The organism is Streptomyces sp. NPDC005728 (assembly GCF_040630895.1).
Lineage (GTDB): Bacteria > Actinomycetota > Actinomycetes > Streptomycetales > Streptomycetaceae > Streptomyces.
In genome coordinates this window covers 213176-230881 of record NZ_JBEXYL010000001.1, presented here as the reverse complement: position 1 = coordinate 230881, position 17706 = coordinate 213176, and the positions used below count along the sequence as shown (strand labels likewise).

At 72.4% G+C, this 17706-nt stretch carries 17 protein-coding genes and 1 pseudogene; 15 read left to right on the top strand and 3 right to left on the bottom strand.

Annotated elements, in window-relative coordinates:
* Window positions 1-71 precede the first annotated feature (71 nt).
* Window positions 72-836 (bottom strand): SDR family oxidoreductase, encoded by a 765-nt coding sequence (locus ABZ471_RS01000; protein ID WP_359060969.1) that lies wholly within the window; start codon window positions 834-836, stop codon window positions 72-74.
* Window positions 837-939: 103 nt separating this feature from the next.
* On the opposite strand from ABZ471_RS01000, the gene ABZ471_RS00995 reads away from it, so the two are divergent.
* The 4 genes from ABZ471_RS00995 to ABZ471_RS00980 all read left to right on the top strand — a co-directional run bounded on the left by ABZ471_RS00995 (window position 940) and on the right by ABZ471_RS00980 (window position 3967).
* Window positions 940-1752 carry an AIM24 family protein gene (locus ABZ471_RS00995; RefSeq protein ID WP_359060967.1) on the top strand — a complete coding sequence of 271 codons (813 nt, stop codon included), beginning with the start codon at window positions 940-942 and terminating at the stop codon, window positions 1750-1752.
* 89 nt (window positions 1753-1841) lie between these two features.
* Complete coding sequence (locus tag ABZ471_RS00990; protein ID WP_359060965.1) at window positions 1842-2468, top strand: dihydrofolate reductase family protein; 627 nt, start codon at window positions 1842-1844, stop codon at window positions 2466-2468.
* Window positions 2469-2577: 109 nt separating this feature from the next.
* Entirely contained in the window at window positions 2578-3486 is a 909-nt protein-coding gene (locus tag ABZ471_RS00985) for a DMT family transporter (RefSeq protein ID WP_359060963.1), read from the top strand.
* An 85-nt stretch (window positions 3487-3571) separates the two neighbouring features.
* On the top strand, window positions 3572-3967 hold the full coding sequence (locus ABZ471_RS00980; protein ID WP_359060961.1) for a ribonuclease domain-containing protein: 396 nt from the start codon (window positions 3572-3574) through the stop codon (window positions 3965-3967).
* Between the two features lie 55 nt (window positions 3968-4022).
* On the opposite strand, the gene ABZ471_RS00975 is transcribed toward ABZ471_RS00980, so the two are convergent.
* A complete protein-coding gene (locus ABZ471_RS00975; RefSeq protein ID WP_359060959.1) occupies window positions 4023-4223 on the bottom strand; it encodes a hypothetical protein in 201 nt (66 codons plus the stop codon).
* A 169-nt stretch (window positions 4224-4392) separates the two neighbouring features.
* Here ABZ471_RS00975 and ABZ471_RS00970 point away from each other — a divergent pair, with 169 nt between their 5' ends.
* The 3 genes from ABZ471_RS00970 (at window position 4393) to ABZ471_RS00960 (ending at window position 7707) form a co-directional block, all read left to right on the top strand.
* On the top strand, window positions 4393-5673 hold the full coding sequence (locus ABZ471_RS00970) for a histidine kinase (protein WP_359060957.1): 1281 nt from the start codon (window positions 4393-4395) through the stop codon (window positions 5671-5673).
* A gap of 82 nt (window positions 5674-5755) precedes the next feature.
* Entirely contained in the window at window positions 5756-6433 is a 678-nt protein-coding gene (locus ABZ471_RS00965) for a response regulator transcription factor (RefSeq protein ID WP_359060955.1), read from the top strand.
* A gap of 83 nt (window positions 6434-6516) precedes the next feature.
* Complete coding sequence (locus tag ABZ471_RS00960) at window positions 6517-7707, top strand: cytochrome P450 (protein WP_359060953.1); 1191 nt, start codon at window positions 6517-6519, stop codon at window positions 7705-7707.
* 13 nt (window positions 7708-7720) lie between these two features.
* On the opposite strand, the gene ABZ471_RS00955 is transcribed toward ABZ471_RS00960, so the two are convergent.
* Window positions 7721-8743 carry a Gfo/Idh/MocA family oxidoreductase gene (locus tag ABZ471_RS00955; RefSeq protein WP_359060951.1) on the bottom strand — a complete coding sequence of 341 codons (1023 nt, stop codon included), beginning with the start codon at window positions 8741-8743 and terminating at the stop codon, window positions 7721-7723.
* Between the two features lie 138 nt (window positions 8744-8881).
* Between ABZ471_RS00955 and ABZ471_RS00950 the strand changes: the two genes are divergently transcribed.
* The 8 genes and pseudogenes from ABZ471_RS00950 to ABZ471_RS00915 form a co-directional block, all read left to right on the top strand.
* Entirely contained in the window at window positions 8882-9619 is a 738-nt protein-coding gene (locus ABZ471_RS00950) for a GntR family transcriptional regulator (RefSeq protein WP_359061276.1), read from the top strand.
* 163 nt (window positions 9620-9782) lie between these two features.
* Window positions 9783-10796 carry a sugar ABC transporter substrate-binding protein gene (locus tag ABZ471_RS00945; RefSeq protein WP_359060949.1) on the top strand — a complete coding sequence of 338 codons (1014 nt, stop codon included), beginning with the start codon at window positions 9783-9785 and terminating at the stop codon, window positions 10794-10796.
* Window positions 10793-11833, top strand: a complete 1041-nt coding sequence (locus tag ABZ471_RS00940) for an ABC transporter permease (RefSeq protein ID WP_359060947.1) — start codon at window positions 10793-10795, stop codon at window positions 11831-11833. Before ABZ471_RS00945 ends, ABZ471_RS00940 begins: the two co-directional genes overlap by 4 nt.
* Window positions 11830-12600: an ATP-binding cassette domain-containing protein gene (locus ABZ471_RS00935; RefSeq protein WP_359060945.1), complete on the top strand. Its 771-nt coding sequence runs from the start codon at window positions 11830-11832 to the stop codon at window positions 12598-12600. Before ABZ471_RS00940 ends, ABZ471_RS00935 begins: the two co-directional genes overlap by 4 nt.
* 140 nt (window positions 12601-12740) lie before the next feature.
* A complete protein-coding gene (locus tag ABZ471_RS00930; protein ID WP_359060943.1) occupies window positions 12741-13886 on the top strand; it encodes an ROK family glucokinase in 1146 nt (381 codons plus the stop codon).
* Window positions 13883-14464 (top strand): sugar kinase, encoded by a 582-nt coding sequence (locus tag ABZ471_RS00925; RefSeq protein ID WP_359060941.1) that lies wholly within the window; start codon window positions 13883-13885, stop codon window positions 14462-14464. The genes ABZ471_RS00930 and ABZ471_RS00925 overlap by 4 nt, the downstream gene beginning before the upstream one ends.
* Before the next feature lie 96 nt (window positions 14465-14560).
* Window positions 14561-17407, top strand: coding sequence for an SNF2-related protein (locus ABZ471_RS00920; protein WP_359060939.1), 2847 nt, complete (start codon window positions 14561-14563; stop codon window positions 17405-17407).
* Window positions 17404-17706: pseudogene (locus ABZ471_RS00915) on the top strand (hypothetical protein); the annotation flags it as partial. The gene ABZ471_RS00920 and the pseudogene ABZ471_RS00915, both read left to right, overlap by 4 nt.

Here is a 17706-nt window from a genome sequence, read left to right as displayed (position 1 = left end):
TGGGACGCACCGGCCTGGACAGCACCGGTGCGTCCCACGTGTCCTTGCAGGGCGGGCCTGGCCCGTGACGCTCAGGCGGCGTACCCGCCGTCCACGGCGAACTCCGCGCCCGTGACGTACACAGCCTCCGGCCCCGCCAGGTACGCCACCATGGACGCCACCTCCTCGGCCGTACCGAACCGACCCAGCGCCGTCATCGCCGCCTGCTCCGACGCGTACGGTCCGTCCGCCGGGTTCATGTCCGTGTCCGTCGGCCCGGGATGGACGATGTTCGCGGTGATCCCACGCTCCCCGACCTCCCGCGCGAGCGCCTTCGTCAGCCCCACCAGCGCCGCCTTGCTCATCGCGTACAGCGTCCCGCCCGGCCCCGGCACCCGCTGCGTCATGCACGTACCGATCGTGACGATCCGCCCGCCGGCCGGCATCCGCGCGGCCGCCGCCTGGGACGCCAGGAAGACCCCGCGCACGTTCACCGCGAGCACCCGGTCGACGTCCTCCGCAGCGAGCGTCGGCAGCGGCCCCAGCAGTCCCACGCCCACGTTGTTCACCAGCACGTCGAGCCCGCCGTACGTCTGCGCCGTACGCTCCACCGCGCCCGCCGCCTCCCGCGGATCCGCCGAGTCGGCGCGCAGGGCCACCGCCCGGCGCCCCAGCGACTCCACGGCCCGCACGACGCCCTCGGCCGCCTCCTTGCCGTGCACGTAGGTCACCGCCACGTCCGCACCCGCGCGCGCGAGCCGCAGGGCGACTGCCGCGCCGATGCCCCGGCTGCCCCCGGTCACCAGGGCCGCCTTGCCTTCGAGAGATCCGTATGTCTGCGTCGTCTTCGTCTTCATGCGTCCATCCCACCGGTCCGGCAGCCCGTCCACCGGCGGCGAACGGACACCGCATCCCGGCCACTGCCGGAACCATTTGCTCCGTCGCCGGCGTTCTCCCCGCGTGACCCTTCAGCAAGAGATCGTCGGCAACGCCATGCAGATGGCGGTCGTCAACCTGCACCCCGGCCAGACCGTGTACTGCGAGGCGGGGAAGTTCCTGTTCAAGACGACGAACGTGACCATGGAGACGCGGCTGTCCGGCCCTTCGGGCAACGGCGGCCGGCAGAGCGGCTCAGGCGGCGGCATGGGCGGCGTGCTGCGCCAGGCCATGGGTACCGCCATGCAGGTCGGCCAGCGCATGCTGGCCGGCGAGTCGCTGGCGTTCCAGTACTTCTCCGCCCAGGGCGGCGAGGGCACCGTCGGCTTCGCGGGCGTGCTGCCCGGCGAGATGCGCGCCCTGGAACTGGACGGCACGCGCGCGTGGTTCGCCGAGAAGGACGCCTTCGTGGCCGCCGAGTCCAGCGTCGAGTTCGGCATCGCCTTCCAGGGCGGTCGTACGGGCATGAGCGGTGGCGAGGGCTTCGTCCTGGAGAAGTTCACCGGGCGCGGCACGGTGATCATCGCCGGCGCGGGCAACTTCATCGACCTCAACCCGGCGGACTTCGGCGGCCGTATCGAGGTCGACACCGGCTGCGTCGTCGCCTTCGAGGAGGGCATCCAGTACGGCGTCCAGCGCGTCGGCGGCCTCAACCGGCAGGGCGTCATGAACGCGGTCTTCGGCGGCGAGGGCCTCTCCCTGGCCACCCTGGAGGGCAACGGCCGGGTGATCCTGCAGTCCCTCACCATCGAGAGCCTCGCCAACGCTCTGAAGAAGGCCCAGGGCGGCGACAAGCAGGGCCCGACCGGCGGACTGTTCTCGACGCACACGGGCTGAGGCGGCGGACGGCGGACCGATGAGTTGCGGGTGCCGGCGGGGTCCGAGCTGATGACAACAGACCCCGCCCCAGGAAGAAGGCACCCACCATGGGCAAGCTCGTCTCCACCGTCTTCGTCACTCTCGACGGCGTCCACCAGGCGCCCGGCGGCCCCGAGGAGGACCCCAGCGGCGGCTTCGACCAGGGCGGCTGGAGTTTTCCGTACGGCGACGACGACTTCGGCCGGTTCGTCACCGAGGTCTTCGACGGCGTGGGCGCCTTCCTGCTCGGCCGTCGTACGTACGAGATCTTCGCGTCCCACTGGCCGAAGGTGACCGACCCGGCCGACCCGATCGCGTCCAGGCTCAACGCACTGCCGAAGTACGTCGTCTCCGCCACGCTCCGGGCGCCGGACTGGTCCGGCACCACCGTGGTGAGCGGCGACCTCGCCAAGGAGGTCGCGGCGCTCAAGGAGCGCACGGACGGCGAACTCCAGGTCCACGGCAGCGCAGCCCTGGTCCGCTCCCTGCTGGACCTGCGGCTGATCGACACCCTGCACCTGCTGACCGTCCCGGTCGTCCTCGGCGCGGGCCGCCGCCTGTTCGCGGAGGGTGCGGTCCCCACCCGCTTCCGGCACACCGGAGGGCGGGTCACCGGCTCCGGTGTCTCCATCCAGTCGTACGACCTGCTGGGCACCCCCGAGTACGGGTCGTACGCACTCCCCGAAGACGCGTAGGGCCCGGAGAAAGCCCTGGCCGAAGATCGTCACCGCCGGTACGGTGATCGCGCCCTGTGCGAGCCGCCGACGTCTCCGCACCCCCTCGGAGACCGGGAGAAGCCGCCCCATGTCGTCGATCGCCGTACCGGGCGCCACGGTCGCGCCCCGCCGCGCCTGGCACACCGACCTGCCCGTCCTGCTCGTCGCGGTGGTCTGGGGCGCCAGCTATCTCGCCGCGAAGGACATCACCACCGCCCGCACGGTGCTTGCCGTGCTGGTGCTGCGGTTCGCGCTCGTGCTGCCCGTGCTGGGCGTCGCCGGACGGCGTTCCCTGCGTGCCCTGACGGGCGCCCAGTGGCGCGGTGCGGCCCTGCTGGGGCTGATCCTGAGCGGGATCTTCCTGCTGGAGACGTACGGGGTGGTGCACACCTCGGCGACGAACGCGGGCCTCATCATCAGCCTCACCATGATCTTCACCCCGCTCGCCGAGGCGGCGGTCACCCGCACCCGGCCCACGCCCTCCTTCCTCGGCGCGGCGGCCCTCTCGGTGCTCGGCGTGCTCCTGCTCACCCAGGGCGGCGGCTTCACCCGGCCCTCCCCCGGCGACCTGCTGATGCTGCTCGCCGCCCTCGCCCGCACCGTGCACGTCCTCGCGATGTCCCGGATCCGGTCGGTGCAGGGTGCCGACGCGCTGCCGCTGACCACCGTCCAACTCGGCACCGCGGTCGCCGTCTTCGCGGTGCTGTCGGCCGGCACCGGTCCGACCCCGTGGGCGACGGCGGCGGACTTCGGCGCGCGGGAGTGGGCCGGGCTGCTGTTCCTGTCCGCGCTGTGCACGCTGTTCGCGTTCTTCGTCCAGATGTGGGCCGTCCGCCGCACCTCCCCGTCCCGGGTCAGCCTGCTGCTCGGCACCGAGCCGCTGTGGGCCGCCGCTGCCGGCATCGCGCTCGGCGGGGAGCGGCTCGGCGTGCCGGGTCTCGCGGGCGGCGCACTGGTCCTTGTGGGGACCGCGTGGGGGCGCAGGGCGGCAGGTTAACTTCCTGAAAACTCATCGGACTTGACGGGAAAATCTTCAACTTTGTCGTTGACATGCCAACGTCTACGCGCGTCATCATGGAGGCATGAGATTCCCCCCACGAGCAACTCGCATCGGCGCTGCAGCCGCCCTCCTGTCCGCGCTCCTCGTCGGTGGCACCGTCTCCGCCACCACGGCGGACGCGGCTGCCGCCTCCGTCGGCAGCATCTGCTACAGCGACCTGCCGTCGCAGGCGCACGACACCCTGGACCTGATCGACCAGGGCGGTCCCTTCCCGTACTCGCAGGACGGCACCGTCTTCTCGAACCGTGAAGGCGTCCTGCCCAAGCAGTCGTCCGGCTACTACCACGAGTACACGGTGAAGACCCCCGGCTCCTCCACGCGCGGTGCCCGGCGCATCGTGACCGGTGAGGAGTCCCAGGAGGACTACTACACCGCGGACCACTACGCCACGTTCGACCTGGTCGACTTCGGCTGCTGAGCCGGACGGTCCGGTCCTGGACAACGGTGCGAACCGCCGGGGGTCCGGACGGTGTTCATCCGGGCTTCCGGTTCTCCGCGGCCGCGAACAGCGCGACGGCCAGGACCACGAGCGCCACGCTCGCGTAGACCTCGTGGCCGTTCAGAAAGCCGAGCCGTTGCACGAGACCCACATGCCAGTCGGTGAACTCGTGCACCAGGCCCAGCACGCCCTGCACCAGGGCGACGAATCCGAGTAGTTCCAGCAACTGTTTCACGGCACGACTCTCGCCCTGCGGCTTCCCCCCACGCATCGGCCGCAGGGCGAGTACCGTCCGCCGAAAGGCTGTGCTCCTGCCCGGCCCGACCGCCGAAAGTCCACAGGGGTGCGACTTTGGTCGACGTTCCCGCACACGGGGCGGTCGCGGCGGCCGAGCCTGCGTAGATTTGCCCACCGTGAGTGGTCATCAGCCGGCGCGAGCGCCGCACGATTTCGCGGGCCGCCGATGGCTGTTCCCGTCCGCCGTGGTCCATGAGCTGGACCCGGCCGCCGGGACCTCGGGCGCACGGCCGCGTCGCACGGCACGCGACTGGGTCGTCGACTTCTCCTGCTTCCTGCTGGCCGTGTTCCTCGGCCTGGCGGCCGCCGCCGCGCTCCCCAAGGAGCACGGCCTCCAGCACCCCGTCGCCGTCCTCGACCAGGCGCTGGGCGCCCTGGCCTGTGCGGCGCTCTGGCTGCGCCGCCGGTGGCCGGTCGGACTGGCCGTCGCGATGGTCCCGGTCGGATTCCTGTCCGACACCGCGGGCGGCGCGGCAATGGTCGTCCTGTTCACGCTCGCCGTGCACCGGCCCTTCCGGTACGTGGCCTGGATCGGCGGCATCGACCTCGCGCTGGTCCCGCTGTTCTACTGGCTGCGGCCCGACCCCGACCTGCCCTACGCCGGGGTCGTCGTCTTCACCGCCGTGCTGGCCGTCTCCGTCATCGGCTGGGGCATGTTCGTCCGCTCGAAGCGGCAGCTCATGCTCAGCCTGCGCGACCGGGCCCGGCGCGCGGAGACCGAGGCGCGGCTGCGCGCCGAGCAGGCGCAGCGGCTCGCCCGCGAGGCGATCGCCCGCGAGATGCACGACGTGCTCGCACACCGGCTCACCCTGCTCAGCGTGCACGCCGGTGCCCTGGAGTTCCGGCCGGACGCGCCCCGGGAGGAGGTCGTACGGGCCGCGGGGGTCATCCGGGAGAGCGCCCACGAGGCGCTGCAGGACCTGCGGGAGATCATCGGAGTGCTGCGGGCGGGAGACCCGGACGACACGGCCGACGGGGCCGGGGGCCGCCCGCAGCCGACGCTGGCCGCGCTGGAGTCTCTGGTCGCCGAGTCCCGCGAGGCGGGCATGAAGGTCGTCCTCGACCACCGTGTCACCGACCCGGCCGCCGTCCCCGCCTCGGTCGGCCGCACCGCCTACCGCATCGCCCAGGAGGCCCTGACCAACGCCCGCAAGCACGCCCCCGGCACCGAGGTCACCGTCCGGGTCCAGGGCGCCCCCGGGTCCGGCCTGACGATGGCGGTCCGCAACCCCGCCCCCGCATCCGAGGTCCCGCCGGTCCCCGGCTCCGGGCAGGGCCTGATCGGCCTGACCGAACGCGCCACCCTGGCCGGCGGCCGCCTGGAGCACGGGGCCACGGCGGACGGCGGGTTCGAGGTACGGGGGTGGCTGCCATGGGGCGGGAACTGAGGGATCACGCCGGTGACGCGGGTGCCCCCTCCCGTGGCCGACGGCCGCCCACCGCCCGGCGCGCACGTGATTACGTGACCCCATGACTGCGACTGCGATCAGACTCCTCCTCGTCGACGACGACCCTCTGGTGCGCGCCGGACTCGCACTGATGATGGGCGGGGCCGGGGACATCGAGATCGTCGGGGAGGCCGCCGACGGGGCCGAGGTCGAGGACGCGGTCCAGCGGACCCGGCCGGACGTCGTGCTCATGGACATCCGGATGCCCACGGTGGACGGCCTCACGGCCACCCAGCGGCTGCGGGCGCGGGCGGACGCGCCGGAGGTCGTGGTGCTCACCACCTTCCACGCCGACGAGCAGGTGCTGCACGCCCTGCGCGCGGGTGCCGCCGGGTTCGTGCTCAAGGACACCGCGCCCGCCGAGATCGTCGACGCGGTGCGCCGGGTCGTGGCCGGGGAGCCGGTGCTGTCGCCCGCCGTCACCCGCCAGTTGATGCGGCACGCGGCCGGTGGCGCCGCCGACTCCCGGCAGACCCGCGCGCGGGAGCGGCTCGCCCCGCTGGGCGACCGCGAGCGGGAGGTCGCCGTGGCCGTCGGCCGTGGCCTGGCCAATGCCCAGATCGCCGCCGACCTCTTCATGAGCGTGGCCACCGTCAAGACCCACGTCTCCCGCATCCTCGCCAAGCTGGACCTCAACAACCGGGTCCAGATCGCCCTGCTGGCCTATGACGCAGGACTTCTCGACGAGGACAGGCCTTAGACGGGCACTCGGCGCGAGCGCCGCGCGTTGTCCGGGTGACCGGGAGGCGCCCGGTGGCCTCGGGGGAGTCCGGAAGGGGAGCGATGGACAGGCAACAGGTGATCGATCTGGGGGAGTCCGCGGACGAGTTGCGTCGCGATCCGCATCCGGTCTACGCCCGCCTGCGCGAACAGGGCCCCGTGCACCGCGTTCGGCTGCCGGGAGCGGACGAGGACCAGGAAACCTGGCTGGTCGTCGGGTACGAAGAGGCGCGCGCGGCCCTCGCGGACCCCCGGCTGGCCAAGGACGGTGCCAAGATCGGCGCGACCTTCCTGGACGAGGAGATGATCGGCAAGCACCTCCTGGCCACCGACCCGCCTCAGCACACCCGCCTGCGCGGCCTCGTCACCCGCGCCTTCACGATGCGCCGGGTGCAGCAACTGCGCCCGCGGATCCAGCAGATCACCGACGACCTGCTGGACGAGATGCTGCCGCGCGGCCGCGCCGACCTCATCGACTCGCTCGCCTTCCCGCTGCCCATCACCGTCATCTGCGAACTCCTCGGCGTCCCCGACATGGACCGCGCGGAGTTCCGGAAGATGTCCACCGAGATGGTCGCACCGACCAGTTCGCAGACGGAGTACGACGCGGTCGTCCGCCTCGCCGAGTACCTCACCGAGCTGATCGAGGACAAGCGCAGCGCCACCCCCACCGACGACCTGCTCAGCGACCTGATCCGCACCACCGCCGAGGACGGCGACCGGCTCTCCCCGGAAGAACTGCGCGGCATGGCCTACCTGCTGCTCGTCGCCGGCCACGAGACCACGGTCAACCTCATCGGCAACGGCGTCCTGGCCCTGCTCACCCATCCCGGCCAACTCGCCGCCCTGCGGGCCGACATGAGCCTCCTGGACGGCGCCGTCGAGGAGACGCTGCGCTACGAGGGCCCGGTGCAGAGCGCCACGTTCCGGTACGCCGCGGAGCGCCTGGACATCGCGGGCACGGCGATCGAGCAGGGCGACCACGTGCTGATCGGCCTCACCGCCTCCGGGCGCGACGGCGACCGCTACGGCGACCCGCACCGGTTCGACATCCGCCGTGACACCCGCGGCCACCTCGCCTTCGGCCACGGCATCCACTACTGCGTGGGCGCGCCCCTGGCCCGCCTGGAGGGCCGTATAGCCCTCGGCACGCTTCTGGAGCGCGCCCCCGGACTCGCGCTCGACGGTGCGCCGGGCGAGTGGCTGCCGGGCCTGCTGATGAGAGGGGTGCGCAGCCTTCCGGTGCGCTGGTGACCGGCCGGCGGGGTCAGTCGTAGGCCTGCCGTCCCCGGTCCGGGATCTCCGCCAGCCGTACCAGGCGGCGCTCCCGCCGCGACACCTCGCAGGCCTCTGCGATCCGCAGGGCCTGGAGGGCCTCGCCGCCGTCGCAGGGGTTGGGCCGCTCCCCGCGCAGCACCTCGACGAAGGCACACAGCTCGGCCTCGTAGGCGGGCCCGAACCGATCGAGGAAACCGCTCCACGGCTTGTCGGCGGGCGGCGGCCCGGTCGGCTCGGTGGACGCGACGGGCGTACGGTCGTCGAGGCCGACGACGACCGTGTCGCGCTCCCCGGCCAGTTCCATGCGGACGTCGTAGCCCGCGCCGTTCAACCGGGTCGCCGTCGCCGTGGCCAGCGTGCCGTCGTCCAGCCTGAGCAGGGCCGCGCCGGTGTCGACGTCACCGGCCTCGCGGAACATCGGGGGCCCGGCGTCCGAGCCGGTGGCGTACACGTCGGCCACCTCACGGCCCGTCACCCAGCGCAGCACGTCGAAGTCGTGGATCAGCGTGTCCCGGAACAGCCCCCCGGACAGCGGCAGCCACTCCGGCGGGGGAGGGGACTGGTCGGCGGTGGTCGCCCGTACGGTGTGCAGCCGTCCGAGCCGGCCCGAGCGCACCGCTTCCCGGGCGCCCGCGTAGCCCGCGTCGAAGCGCCGCTGGAAGCCCATCTGCAGGACCGTGCCGGCCGCCTCCACCTCGGCGAGGGCCAGCAGCGTGCCCGGTACGTCGAGGGCGATCGGCTTCTCGCAGAAGACCGGCAGGCCCGAGCGCGCGGCGCGACCGATCAGTTCGGCATGGGCCGCCGTCGCCGTGGTGATCACCACCGCGTCCACGCCCCACCGGAAGATCTCGTCCACGCCCGGCGCCGCCGTCTCGCCCAGCCGGTGGGCCAGCTCCTGTGCCCGCGCCGGATCCGCGTCCGTGAGGATCAGCGATCCGACCTCACGGTGACGGCTCAGCGTGTTCGCATGGATGGTGCCGATGCGGCCCGTACCGATGACCCCGATGCGCATGGAAACAAAGTGAGGGCGGACCCCGCACGCTGTCAATGCAAATGTCCGGGCAATCGGACAATCTGACTACACAACTTCCCGTCAACCGGGCACGCGACTACGCTCGGCCCCGTGCCGAAACCAGATGTGGACCCGACCGTGTCGCTCGACCTCCGTGTGGACCGTAGCTCCCCGGTACCGCTGTACTTCCAGCTCTCCCAGCAGCTGGAGGCCGCCATCGAGCACGGCAGCCTCACACCCGGCAGCCTGCTGGGCAACGAGATCGAGCTGGCTGCGCGGCTCGGCCTGTCCCGGCCCACCGTCCGCCAGGCCATCCAGTCCCTCGTCGACAAGGGCCTGCTGGTCCGCCGCCGGGGCGTCGGCACCCAGGTCGTGCACAGCCAGGTCAAGCGCCCCCTGGAACTGAGCAGCCTCTACGACGACCTGGAGGCGGCCGGCCAGCGGCCCGCGACCAAGGTCCTGGTCAACACGGTCGTCCCCGCCTCCGCCGAGGTCGCCGCCGCGCTCGCGGTCGCCGAGGGCGGCGACGTCCACCGCATCGAGCGCCTGCGCCTCGCGCACGGCGAGCCGATGGCCTACCTGATCAACCATCTGCCGCCCGGCCTGCTCGACCTGGACACCGGCCAGCTGGAGGCCACCGGCCTGTACCGGCTGATGCGCTCCGCCGGGATCACCCTGCACAGCGCCCGCCAGTCCATCGGCGCCCGCGGCGCCACCGCCGCCGAGGCCGAGCGGCTCGCCGAGGCCGAGGGTGCCCCGCTGCTCACCATGCAGCGCACCACCTTCGACGACACCGGCCGCGCGGTCGAGTTCGGCGACCATACCTACCGCCCGACCCGCTACTCCTTCGAGTTCCAGCTGCTCGTACGCACCTGACCGGCCGCCCGGCTACGTCGCAATGTCCGGACAATGCGACCGGTAGGTGCTCCCCGGTCATGTCATGGGTGTTCCCTGTGTTCGATACTGGAGCGTTTGGGGCCGCTGAGGTGATCACCGGCCCCTTGCGTACGTACGGACACGGCAAGAAGGGCACGGCCTCGTGGCACGGTTTCGGACCTGGGTAGGCATAGCGCTGGCGGGGGCACTCTCCGTGACGTGCTTGTCATTGGCCGGCTGCAGCAGCACCGGCGGCAAACGGGCCGAGGACGCCCGCAAGGACGCCGCCGCCGAGGGCAGGGCGGCGGTGAACACCCCCCGCTGGACCTTCGCGATGATCACCCACTCCGGGGACGGCGACACCTTCTGGGACATCGTGCAGAGCGGCGCCAAGCAGGCCGCCGTCAAGGACAACATCGACTTCCTCTACTCGCACGACGGCGAGGCCCAGCAGCAGGCCCAGCTGGTGGACGCGGCGGTCGACAAGAAGGTCGACGGCATCATCGTCACCCTCGCCAAGCCCGACGCCCTCAAGGCCGCGGTGGCCCGCGCCGAGAAGGCCGGCATCCCGGTGATCACGGTGAACTCCGGCTCGGCCCGGTCCAAGGACTTCGGCGCCCTCACGCACATCGGCCAGGACGAGACCGTCGCCGGTGAGGCCGTCGGCGACGAGCTGAACGAGCGGGGCAGGAAGAAGGCCCTGTGCATCCTGCACGAGCAGGGCAACGTGGGCCACGAGCAGCGCTGCGACGGGGTCGCGAAGACCTTCCGCGGCACGGTGCAGAAGCTGTACGTCAACGGCACCAACATGCCCGACGTGCAGTCCGCGATCGAGGCCAGGCTCCAGGCCGACACGTCCGTCGACGCCGTCGTCACGCTCGGCGCCCCCTACGCCGACACCGCCGTCAAGGCGAAGTCCGACGCGGGCAGCAAGGCCGAGGTGGACACCTTCGACCTCAACGCCAAGGTCGCCGCCGAACTGAAGGACGGCACCCTCGGCTTCGCCGTGGACCAGCAGCCGTACCTGCAGGGCTACCAGGCCGTCGACCTGCTGTGGCTGTACAAGTACAACAGCGACGTACTCGGCGGCGGCAAGCCGGTCCTCACCGGCCCGCAGATCATCACCAAGGACCAGGCGGCCGCGCTCGCGGAGTACACCGAGCGGGGCACCCGATGAGCGCCACCCTGGAGAAGACGGCAGACGAAAGGATTCTGCAGACCTCTCCGGTGCGGAGGCTGCTCTCCCGCCCCGAGCTGGGATCGGTGGTCGGCGCGCTCGCCGTCTTCGCCGTCTTCGCCTTCGCGGCCGACGGCTTCCTGCGCGCCGCCAGCCTCAGCACGGTCCTGTACGCCTCCTCGACCATCGGCATCATGGCCGTACCCGTGGCCCTGCTGATGATCGGCGGCGAGTTCGACCTGTCGGCGGGCGTCCTCGTGACGTCGTCCGCGCTGATCTCCTCGATGTTCAGCTACCAGATGACGGCGAACACCTGGGTCGGCGTGGGCGTGTCCCTCCTGGTCACCCTTGCCATCGGTGCCTTCAACGGCTTCGTGCTCACCCGTACCGAGCTGCCCAGCTTCATCGTCACGCTGGGCTCCTTCCTGATGCTGACCGGCATGAACCTCGGCTTCACCAAGCTGATCGACGGCACGGTCTCCACCAAGACCGTCGCCGACATGGAGGGCTTCCGGAGCGCCCACGACGTCTTCGCCTCGACCCTCACCCTCGGCGGCGTCGACTTCAAGGTCACCATCCTGTGGTGGTTCGGCCTGGTCGCCCTCGCCTCCTGGATCCTGCTGCGCACCCGCGCCGGCAACTGGATCTTCGCGGTCGGCGGCAACCAGGACGCGGCCCGCGCCGTCGGTGTCCCGGTGGCCAAGACCAAGATCGGCCTCTACATGGGCGTGGCGTTCGGCGCCTGGATCTCCGGCCAGCACCTGCTCTTCTCCTTCGACGCCGTACAGTCCGGCGAGGGCGTCGGCAACGAGCTGATCTACATCATCGCGGCCGTCATCGGCGGCTGCCTGATCACCGGCGGCCACGGCAGCGCGATCGGCTCGGCGGTCGGCGCGCTCCTGTTCGGCATGACGAGCAAGGGCATCGTCTTCGCCGAGTGGAACCCCGACTGGTTCAAGTTCTTCCTCGGAGCGATGCTGCTCCTCGCGACCCTGCTCAACGCCTGGGTCCGCAAGCGTGCGGAGGCCACCAAGTGACACTCGTCGAGCTGGCCGACGTCAGCAAGCACTACGGCACCGTCCGCGCCCTCGAAGGCGTCTCCCTGGAGGTCCACCCCGGTGAGATCACCTGCGTCCTCGGTGACAACGGAGCCGGCAAGTCCACCCTGATCAAGATCGTCGCGGGCCTGCACCGGCACGACGGCGGCACCCTCAGCATCGAGGGGGAGGAGACGACCCTCTCCTCCCCGCGGGAGGCCCTCGACCGCGGTATCGCCACGGTCTACCAGGACCTGGCGGTGGTCCCCCTCATGCCCGTGTGGCGCAACTTCTTCCTGGGCTCCGAGCCCCGCAGGGGCAAGGGACCCTTCAAGCGCCTGGACATCGACTTCATGCGCGAGACGACCCGAGCCGAACTCCTCCGCATGGGCATCGACCTGCGCGACGTCGACCAGCCCATCGGCACCCTCTCGGGCGGCGAACGCCAGTGCGTGGCGATCGCCAGGGCGGTCCACTTCGGCGCCAAGGTGCTGGTCCTGGACGAGCCGACGGCGGCACTGGGCGTGAAGCAGTCCGGTGTGGTGCTGAAGTATGTGGCGGCGGCACGCGACAAGGGCCTGGGTGTTGTTCTGATCACCCATAACCCGCACCATGCGTACTTGGTCGGCGACAGGTTCGTACTGCTGCGCCGAGGCACGATGGTGGGCAATCACACACGGGACGAAATCACCCTGGACGAGCTGACCAAGCAGATGGCAGGCGGAGCCGACCTGGACGCTCTGGTCCACGAACTGCAACGGAGTTGAGGGGCGCGGGGCGGTGCCGATCTGCGGCGCCGCCGCGGGGCGCGACCGGCCGCGGACCGCCCGCACTCGGCAACGGACGCGCACCCCCTCCTCCTGCCCCACGCAGCACTCAGCGTGAGCGTGCGGCAGAATCGAGCCCGATGAGCACCTACCGCGACCTCACCGCCCCCATCGGCTCCCGCCGAGCCCCCGTGCTTCGTACGGTCGGTACAAGGGAACGCCGGTCACACCTGACCGCCCCCCGTGTCCCCACCGTCGGCATCGACATCGGCGGCACCAAGGTCATGGCGGGCGTGGTGGACGCGGACGGCAACATCCTGGAGAAGCTCCGCACGGAGACTCCGGACAAGTCCAAGAGCCCGAAGGTCGTCGAGGACACCATCGTCGAACTGGTACTGGACCTGTCCGACCGCCACGACGTGCACGCGGTCGGCATCGGTGCCGCCGGCTGGGTCGACGCCGACCGCAACCGCGTCCTGTTCGCGCCCCACCTGTCCTGGCGCAACGAGCCGCTGCGCGACCGCCTCGCCAGCCGCCTGTCCGTACCGGTCCTGGTGGACAACGACGCCAACACCGCCGCCTGGGCGGAGTGGCGCTTCGGCGCCGGCCGCGGTGAGGACCACCTGGTCATGATCACGCTCGGCACCGGCATCGGCGGCGCCATCCTGGAGGACGGCCAGGTCAAGCGCGGCAAGTTCGGCGTCGCGGGCGAGTTCGGCCATATGCAGGTCGTGCCCGGCGGCCACCGCTGCCCGTGCGGCAACCGCGGCTGCTGGGAGCAGTACAGCTCCGGCAACGCGCTGGTCCGCGAGGCCAAGGAGCTGGCCGTGGCGGACTCCCCGGTGGCCTACGGGATCATCGAGCACGTCAAGGGCAACATCGACGAGATCACCGGCCCGATGATCACCGAGCTGGCCCGCGAGGGCGACGCCATGTGCGTGGAACTGCTCCAGGACATCGGCCAGTGGCTCGGCGTCGGCATCGCCAACCTCGCCGCCGCCCTCGACCCCTCGTGCTTCGTCATCGGCGGCGGCGTCTCGGCCGCCGACGACCTGCTCATCGGCCCGGCCCGGGACGCCTTCAAGCGCCACCTCACCGGCCGCGGCTACCGCCCCGAGGCCCGCATCACCCGCGCCCAGCTTGGCCCCGAGGCCGGCATGGTGGGCGCCGCCGACCTGGCCCGGCTGGTCGCCCGCCGGTTCCGGCGCGCCAAGCGGCGCCGGGTGGAGCGGTACGAGCGTTACGAGCGGTACGCCCAGGCCCGCCGCGACCGGGACACCGCATGACCCCATCGCTGCCCCATCAGGCCGCGCCCCCGGACGGACCGGGCAGGCCGGCCGAGGACGCGCGTCACAAGGCCAGGCGCCGGGCGCTGACCCTGCTGATCATCGTGCTGCTCATCGGCGTCCCCGCCGGCTATCTGGTGATCTCCGCCAACCAGAGCCGCAACAGCGGCAAGGACAAGGAGGCGAAGTACTCGGCGACCGGCCTCACCGCCGGCATGCCGTCGAAGGTGCAGCGCCGCCTCTACCAGGTGGCGGTCCCGCACCCCGCCGACCACGTCGCGTACTACGAGACCAACAACTGGAAGACCAGCCGGCTGTATGTGCAGTTCCGCACCAACAGCGCCGGCCTGGACAGCTTCCTGGGGACCCTGGGCGTGCGCCGTGACGAGCTGAAGAAGGACGACATCACCATCGGCTCCCGCGACCAGAAGGTCTCCGGCTGGAACTTCACCGGCCCCGGCCCCTGGTCAGGTCTGACCCACCAGCAGAAGAACCCGGCGCCCACCCAGGACGTGGTCGTGAACACGTCCGACCCGAACTATCCGATGGTGTACGTCGTCTCCCGCACGGTCCCGTAGCAAGGGCCCCGGCCGGTCGCCGGAGCCGGTTGTCAGACCCCGCCCGTACAGTCGAAGGCGTCTGATCCGAGGCACGGGCGAGAGGTGGCAGGACGTATGAGCGAAGGCACGGCTGCCGTGGCCGAGCGCACGGGAGGTTCCCGGGATGCCCGCGACCCCGTTCCGGTGCGTCTCGCGTCGGTGTACCTGCCCGCGCCCCTGCCGCGCGAGGGCCGTATCGCCTTCTGGGACCCCGACGGAGGACCGCTGCCCGCCGCCGGCGACACCGACGAGCTGACCGTCGTACGCCGTCAGGGCGCGAGCGTGCGCCGCCGGCAGGTGCCCGCGCTGACGCTGTCGCTCGCCGAGGCCCTGCCGCTGCTGGTCCGGGCCCGCCGCGACCCGGCCGCGCACCCCGCCACGGCCTGCTGGGGCGCCGCCGCCCTGCACGCGCTGCGGCTGGTCGCCCGCGGCCGCCTGCTGCCCGGCCTGACCCCGAGCGGCCACGACGCCTGGCGGGCCGGCCCGCTGGAACCCGACGACATCGCCCACCTGCGTGCGGTGGCCGCGGCGCTGCCCCCGGAGGGCCACGCCGTGCCGCTGCCCGACCCCGGCCCGCTCCGGCTGCCCGAGCCCGAGGCCCTGATCCGCTCCTTCCTGGACGCGGTCGCCGACACCCTGCCCCGCACCCCGGCCGCCCCCCACACCGCCGGCCGTCCCTTCGCCGCCCGCGAGCCCCAGGCGCTGCCCGCCGCCCACGACTGGGCGGCGGAGGTCGCCGCCGGCATGGACGCGGGCGTACGGATCTCGCTGCGCCTCGACCTGTCCGCCTACGACGTCTTCGACGGCGGCGCCGTCGAGGGCGCCCGCGCCGCGGGAGCCGCGATCGTCCAGGTGCACAGCCTCGCCGACCCGACCCTGGTGGCCGACGCGGCGGCCCTGTGGGCGGGGGAGGCCGATGTGGCCCTCGGACCACGCGCGCGCGTGGACGCCGCCCTCGCCGTACGGCGCGCGGCCCGCGTGTGGCCGCCCCTGGACCGGCTGGCCGAGCAGGAGGTCCCCGACGTCCTCGCGCTCGGTGAGGAGGAGCTGGGCGAGCTGCTAGGGGTGGCGGCCGGCCGGCTCGCCGCCGCCGGAGTGGCGGTGCACTGGCCCCGTGACCTGGCCCGCGACCTCACCGCCGCCGCCGTGGTCCGGCCCGCGCCCGGCTCGGCCACCGACGGCACCGGGTTCTTCGAGAGCGAGGACCTGCTCCAGTTCCGCTGGCAGCTGGCGCTCGGCGGGGACCCGCTCAGCGAGGGTGAGATGGACATGCTCGCCGAGGCCCACCGGCCGGTGGTCCGGCTGCGGGACAGCTGGGTGCTGGTCGACCCGGCCCTGGTCCGCAAGGCCCGCAAACGCGAACTGGGCCTGCTCGACCCGGTCGACGCGCTGTCCGTCGCGCTCACCGGCACCGCCGAGGTCGACGGCGAGACCGTCGAGGCAGTCCCCGTCGGTGCGCTGGCCGCCCTGCGCGACCGCCTCACGGCAGGCCTGCGCCCGGCCGAGCCCCCCGCAGGCCTCGCCGCCACCCTCCGCGACTACCAGCTCCGCGGCCTTGCCTGGCTCGACGTGATGACCTCCCTCGGCCTCGGCGGCTGCCTCGCCGACGACATGGGCCTCGGCAAGACGATCACGCTCATCGCCCTGCACCTGAAGCGGGCCCGCAGCGAACCGACCCTCGTCGTCTGCCCCGCGTCCCTGCTGGGCAACTGGCAGCGGGAGATCAGCCGGTTCGCACCCGGCGTCCCCGTCCGCCGCTTCCACGGCCCCGACCGCACCCTGGACGGCCTGGCCTCGGGCTTCGTCCTCACCACGTACGGCACGATGCGCTCCACGGCCGCACAGCTCGCCGAGCAGCCCTGGGGGATGGTCGTCGCCGACGAGGCCCAGCACGTGAAGAACCCGTACTCCGCCACCGCCAAGGCGCTGCGCACCATCCCGGCCCCCGCGCGCGTGGCCCTCACCGGCACCCCGGTGGAGAACAACCTCTCCGAACTGTGGGCCCTGCTCGACTGGACGACGCCCGGGCTCCTCGGCCCCCTGAAGTCCTTCCGCGCCCGTCACGCGCGCGCGGTGGAGAACGGCGAGGACGAGGAGGCGGTGGAGCGCCTGGCCCGCCTGGTACGGCCGTTCCTGCTGCGCCGCAAGAAGTCCGACCCCGGCATCGTCCCCGAGCTGCCGCCCAAGACCGAGACGGACCACCCGGTGCCGCTCACCCGGGAACAGGCCGCGCTGTACGAGGCGGTGGTGCGCGAATCGATGCTGGCCATCGAGACCGCGGAGGGCATCGCCCGCCGGGGCCTGGTCCTGAAGCTGCTCGGCGCCCTGAAGCAGATCTGCGACCACCCGGCCCTGTACCTGAAGGAGGACACCCACGCAGACCGCCTGTCGGCCCGCTCCGGCAAACTCGCCCTCCTGGACGAGCTGTTGGACACCGTGCTCGCCGAGGACGGCTCGGCGCTCGTCTTCACGCAGTACGTCGGCATGGCTCGCCTCATCACCGCCCACCTGTCCGCCCGCGCGGTCCCCGTGGACCTGCTGCACGGCGGCACACCCGTGCCGGAGCGCGAGCGCATGGTCGACCGCTTCCAGAACGGTGAGACCCCCGTCCTGGTGCTCTCCCTCAAGGCCGCAGGCACCGGCCTGAACCTCACCCGCGCGGGCCACGTCGTCCACTTCGACCGGTGGTGGAACCCGGCCGTCGAGGAACAGGCCACCGACCGCGCCTACCGCATCGGCCAGACCCAGCCCGTCCAGGTCCACCGCCTGGTCACCGAGGGCACGGTCGAGGACCGCATCGCCGAGATGCTGGAGGCCAAGCGCGCCCTCGCCGACGCCATCCTCGGCTCCGGCGAGTCCGCCCTGACCGAACTGACGGACCGCGAGCTGTCCGACCTGGTCTCGCTGCGGAGGACCTCGTGACGACCGGCGACCAGCGGCCCGGCGACGCCGCCCGGCGGGCTCTGCGGACCGCACGCGAGCGGGCAGAGGCCGAGCGGGAGGCTGCCGCCGAGGGGCCGGCGCCCGAGTACGCGCCCGAGCGGGCCGACGCTGTGCGACCGAGGCCGGCGGACGCGGCGCGCGCAGCCCTCCGGTCGGCTGCGCCTGCCCGGCGGGACGAGGAAGGAACGACGGACGAGAGCGGTGACTTCGACGGTTCCGGTGGCCGGGGTGAGATCGGTGCTGGAGCGGTGTCCGGTGGCCGGGGTGGGTCCGGTGCT

Bases quoted from the DNA above. Each gene is read 5' to 3' on its own strand.
- ABZ471_RS01000 (WP_359060969.1), bottom strand. From the start codon at position 836: ATGAAGACGAAGACGACGCAGACATACGGATCTCTCGAAGGCAAGGCG.
- ABZ471_RS00990 (WP_359060965.1), top strand. From the start codon at position 1,842: ATGGGCAAGCTCGTCTCCACCGTCTTCGTCACTCTCGACGGCGTCCAC.
- ABZ471_RS00985 (WP_359060963.1), top strand. From the start codon at position 2,578: ATGTCGTCGATCGCCGTACCGGGCGCCACGGTCGCGCCCCGCCGCGCC.
- ABZ471_RS00980 (WP_359060961.1), top strand. From the start codon at position 3,572: ATGAGATTCCCCCCACGAGCAACTCGCATCGGCGCTGCAGCCGCCCTC.
- ABZ471_RS00965 (WP_359060955.1), top strand. From the start codon at position 5,756: ATGACTGCGACTGCGATCAGACTCCTCCTCGTCGACGACGACCCTCTG.
- ABZ471_RS00960 (WP_359060953.1), top strand. From the start codon at position 6,517: ATGGACAGGCAACAGGTGATCGATCTGGGGGAGTCCGCGGACGAGTTG.
- ABZ471_RS00955 (WP_359060951.1), bottom strand. From the start codon at position 8,743: ATGCGCATCGGGGTCATCGGTACGGGCCGCATCGGCACCATCCATGCG.
- ABZ471_RS00940 (WP_359060947.1), top strand. From the start codon at position 10,793: ATGAGCGCCACCCTGGAGAAGACGGCAGACGAAAGGATTCTGCAGACC.
- ABZ471_RS00930 (WP_359060943.1), top strand. From the start codon at position 12,741: ATGAGCACCTACCGCGACCTCACCGCCCCCATCGGCTCCCGCCGAGCC.
- ABZ471_RS00925 (WP_359060941.1), top strand. From the start codon at position 13,883: ATGACCCCATCGCTGCCCCATCAGGCCGCGCCCCCGGACGGACCGGGC.
- ABZ471_RS00920 (WP_359060939.1), top strand. From the start codon at position 14,561: ATGAGCGAAGGCACGGCTGCCGTGGCCGAGCGCACGGGAGGTTCCCGG.